A 4,471-nucleotide genomic window follows, 5' to 3' on the forward strand; every position below is an offset into this window, starting at 1 on the left:
CTTCTTCAACCAACCCCGCCGCACCTAGAAACATGCCCTCTGTGCAGCGAAGCCCTCGATCATAGCAGAGATTTCGCAGCCATTCACCAAACAGACGACATACAGCTTGAGTGATCCGCTGCGACTACATTAAGCGGCTACCTGAGCCAGTGCTAGATAGCCACTCAGGGTGAGAGATCAGTTAAGAGCGACGCGACGACCATCTTTGTATGTATACAAAGTGACCGCCGGGGTAGTCAACTCCCCCTTGGATGTGAAAGCAATGTTAGCTGTAACACCCTTGTATTCCGTTTTCGAGATGAACGCGTTGAAAACCCTGGGATCAACAGAGTTAGCGCGCTTCATCGCATCCGCCAACACCATCGTAGCGTCGTAAGCGTATGGACTGTAGATCTGGAATTGACCAGGGAACTTAGCGTCGTAGCGTTTTTTCCAATCAGCCCCACCTTGCATTTTGTCTACGGAAGCACCACCCGTAGCGCATGTGACGTTCTTGAGCGCTTGAGTTTTACTTGCCAGCTCGGGTAGCTTTTCAGTGCACAGAGCATCACCTCCGAAATACTTCACGCCAGACAACCCCAGCTGCTCCATTTGACGCAACATAGGCCCAGCTTGAGCATCCAATCCACCGTAAAAGATGGCATCAGGCTTTTTGTTCTTGATAGAAGTCAAGATAGCCATGAAGTCTGTGGCCTTGTCGTTGGTGAATTCTTCACCGACAACCTTGACGCCTTTTTGTAGCGCTGTAGCTTTAAAAACTGACGCGACACCCTGCCCGTAAGCAGTGCGATCATCAATGATCGCCACTGTTTTAATTTTGAGGTGGTCAGCACCGAACAACGCCAACGCAGCACCCAGAGCGTTGTCGTTGGCAATCAGTCGGAACGTTGTCTTGTGTCCAGGCTTTGTTAAGTCTGGATTGGACGCAGACGCCGTGATGTGAGGCATGTCGCATTTGGCATAGACAGCTGAAGCTGGAATCGAAGTTCCAGACTGCAGGTGCCCCACCACACCAGCTACTTTTTGATCACACAATTTCTGCGCAACTGCAGTAGCTTGCCGTGGGTCTCCGGCATCGTCTTCTGCCGCGAGTTCAAATTTGATCTTCTTTCCACCAATGACCAACGCTTGAGCATTCAGATCCTCAACGGCCAAGCGAACCCCGTTTTCAGTATCTTTTCCAATGTGGGCAATCCCACCTGACACCGGGCCAGCATGCGCGATTTTTACAACTTGAACGTCTTGAGCATGTGCCGTTCCAGCGATAACTGCACAGGCAGCCGCAGCTCCGAGGGGAAGAGAAACTAAACGAAGCATGTTTTGATGAAATACAGGAAAAACAAAAGACACGAAACGATCTCCAAAATTGATTGACTTGGGTTTTCGCACTCTGAACGCCCGACTGAGCGACCAGCATGTTAGCAAGCCCAACTCTTGTGGGGGACAGATGCTATGTTCACATATTAGTCCACTTCAAGATTGCGCATATTGACGAGGCGTTTAAAGCAGCGTCTGAGATGCGCTTTTCTACCGAGAACGATAATTGAGACATGTCCCTACTTCCCCACCAGCTCGAACTGCTATCGCCTGCGCGCGACACAGACATTGGCATCGAAGCCATCAACCACGGCGCCGATGCCGTCTACATCGGCGGCCCGGCCTTTGGCGCGCGGGCCAGCGCGGGCAATGACATCCGAGACATTGAGCGCCTGGTGAAGCACGCCCACCGCTTCAACAGCCGCATTTTCATCACGCTCAACACCATCCTGCGCGACGATGAGCTGGAGGCCGCGCGCCAGATGGCCTGGCAGGTGTACGAGGCGGGCGCGGACGCGCTCATCATCCAGGACATGGGCCTGCTCGAAATCGACCTGCCCCCCATCCAACTGCACGCCAGCACCCAGACCGACATCCGCACGCCGGAGAAGGCCCGTTTTCTGCAGGACGCAGGCCTGTCGCAAATCGTGCTGGCACGCGAGCTGACGGTGCAGCAGATTGCGGCAGTCCACAAAGCGCTGGGCCCGGTGGATGCGCCCGGCCGCGCCAACATCGAGTTCTTCATCCACGGCGCGCTCTGCGTGGCCTACAGCGGCCAGTGCAACATCAGCCATGCGCAAACGGGCCGCAGCGCCAACCGCGGCGACTGCAGCCAGGCCTGCCGCCTGCCCTATCAGGTGACCGACGCGCAGGGCCGCATCATTGCGCACGACAAGCACGTGCTGAGCATGAAGGACAACAACCAGAGCGATAACTTGCGCGCCCTCATCGACGCCGGCGTGCGCAGCTTCAAGATTGAGGGCCGCTACAAAGACATGGGCTATGTGAAGAACATCACGGCCTACTACCGCACCTTGCTCGACGAAATCATCGAAGAGCGCGAGGCCCAGGGCCGACCGCTGTCGCGCTCGTCCAGCGGGCGCACCACTTTCACCTTCACGCCCGACCCGGTGCAAAACTTCAACCGCGAGTTCACCGACTACTTCGTCACCGGCCGCAAGGAAGATATCGGCGCCTTCGACACCCCCAAGAACCCTGGCCAGGCCATCGGCTGGGTGACCAAGGTGGGCCCCGATTTTGTGGAGCTGGAAGTGAGCGACCCCGCCACCGTGCTGCACAACGGCGATGGGCTGTGCTACTACGACCTGCACAAGGAGCTGGTGGGCATGGCCATCAACGTGGCCGAGCCCGTGTCGGCACGCAGCGTAGGCCAGTGGCGCGTGTACCCCAAGGACCCGATGGAAGGCTTCAAGGACCTGCGCAAGGGCACCGAGATCAACCGCAACCGCGACATGGACTGGGTGCGCACGCTCGAGAAAAAATCCAGCGACCGCCGCATCGGCCTGTGGGCGCACCTGAGCGAAACGCCCAGCGGCTTCAGCCTGATGCTGACCGACGAAGACGGCAACGCGGGGTGTGCCGAGGTACAGCAGCCGCATCAACCCGCCACCGATGCCACCAAGGCCGAAGCCAGCCTGCGCGAGCAGCTGGGCCGCTTTGGCGCAACGGTGTTTGCGGTGCATGACATTGCGCTGCAGTTGTCACAGCCCTGGTTTGTGCCCGCGTCAGTGCTCAACGCCCTGCGCCGCGATGCGGTGGCCGATCTGGAAGCCAACCGCGCCCGCAACTTTGCCCGCCTGCCACGCGCGACACCGGTGGAGCCCCCTGTGCCCTACCCCGAAGACACGCTCTCGTTCCTCGGCAACGTGTTCAACCATAAGGCCCACGACTTCTACGTGCGCCACGGCGTGAAGGTGATCGCTGCAGCCTACGAGGCGCACGAGGAGGAAGGCGAAGTCAGCCTCATGATCACCAAGCACTGCGTGCGCTTTTCCATGAGCCTGTGCCCCAAGCAGGCCAAGGGCGTGACCGGCGTGCAGGGCACCATCAAGGCCGAACCCTTGATGTTGATCAATGGCAAGGAAAAGCTGACCTTGCGTTTTGACTGCAAGCCCTGTGAAATGCACGTGGTGGGCAAGATCAAGCGCCAGGTGCTGAACCAGGTGCCAGAAGCCCCGCTCCAGTTCTACAAAGCCCGGCCGCAAGTCGCGCACTAAGGCTACGCTGAACAAGCCCTCGAAATTTCCCGCGCGAACGCGGAAGACGCCATTTTTTGGATTTTGTGGCCTCTTGCGCCGCCCATTTGGGCCGTTCGCAGGGCCTTGAGGCCCGATTTCCACCCTTACGGGCGCACCTGTCCCTGCAGGCGCCCTCGGGCAAGGTAGATGTTGGCCAGCGCCAAGGCCGTGAACGCACGCGTGGCGTTCTTTTGCAGCCCGCGATAGCGCACCTTGGTGAATCCCCACAGGCGCTTTACCACCGCAAAGACATGCTCGACCCGAGCGCGCACCCGTGACTTGTTGCGGTTCTTGGCCCGCTGAACTTCGTCCACCTCGCCCGCACGGCGGGTGCGCTGGTTGGTGAAGTCCTTGGCCCTGGGGGCTTTGCTCGCTATCAGTGTTTTCTGGCTGGCATAGGCCGAGTCGCCGTACACGCGTCGCTCATTGCCATGCAGCAGATCGGGCAGTGGGTGTTTGTCGTGCACGTTGGCCGCCGTCACCACAGCGCTGTGCGCCAGCCCGCTTTGGCTGTCCACCCCAATGTGCAGCTTCATGCCGAAATACCATTGCTGGCCTTTGCGGGTCTGGTGCATGTCGGGGTCACGCGCCTTGTCGGCGTTCTTGGTAGAACTGGGCGCGGCGATGATGGTGGCATCCACGATGGTGCCGGTGTTGACCTTGAAGCCGCGCTCCTGCAATTGCTGGCCTACCTTGGCAAACAGGGCTTCACCCAGTTTTTGCTCATTGAGCAGTTTGCGAAACTTCAGCAGCGTGGTGGCGTCGGGCACGCGTTCGCGGCCCAGGTCAATCCCCACAAAGCGGCGCAGACTGGCACTGTCATACAGAGCCTCCTCGCACGCCAGATCGGCCAGGTTGAACCAGTGCTGAAGAAAATGGATGCGCAGCATGCGCTC

Annotated in this window: 3 protein-coding genes; 1 reads left to right on the plus strand and 2 read right to left on the minus strand. The window is 58.8% G+C overall.

The annotated features are described in order from the left end of the window. Positions 1 to 177: 177 nt before the first annotated feature. The gene (locus AADJ04_RS17645) at positions 178 to 1,317 is read right to left on the minus strand and encodes a branched-chain amino acid ABC transporter substrate-binding protein (protein WP_066788729.1); all 1,140 of its coding nucleotides are present in this window, start codon (positions 1,315 to 1,317) and stop codon (positions 178 to 180) included. Between the two features lie 233 nt (positions 1,318 to 1,550). On the opposite strand from AADJ04_RS17645, the gene AADJ04_RS17650 reads away from it, so the two are divergent. After that, a complete protein-coding gene (locus AADJ04_RS17650) occupies positions 1,551 to 3,554 on the plus strand; it encodes a U32 family peptidase (RefSeq protein WP_066698906.1) in 2,004 nt (667 codons plus the stop codon). Positions 3,555 to 3,679: 125 nt separating this feature from the next. On the opposite strand, the gene AADJ04_RS17655 is transcribed toward AADJ04_RS17650, so the two are convergent. Next, positions 3,680 to 4,471, minus strand: a 792-nt coding sequence (locus AADJ04_RS17655; RefSeq protein WP_341240414.1) for an IS5 family transposase, incomplete at its 5' end; no start/stop codon positions are given.

Origin of the sequence: uncultured Acidovorax sp. (assembly GCF_964021665.1) — a bacterium.
In the GTDB taxonomy this organism is placed as follows: Bacteria; Pseudomonadota; Gammaproteobacteria; order Burkholderiales; family Burkholderiaceae_C; genus Acidovorax; species Acidovorax temperans.

Excerpts from the sequence above, each read along its gene's own strand:
- AADJ04_RS17645 (WP_066788729.1), bottom strand. The coding sequence starts at position 1,317 with ATGCTTCGTTTAGTTTCTCTTCCCCTCGGAGCTGCGGCTGCCTGTGCA.
- AADJ04_RS17650 (WP_066698906.1), top strand. The coding sequence starts at position 1,551 with ATGTCCCTACTTCCCCACCAGCTCGAACTGCTATCGCCTGCGCGCGAC.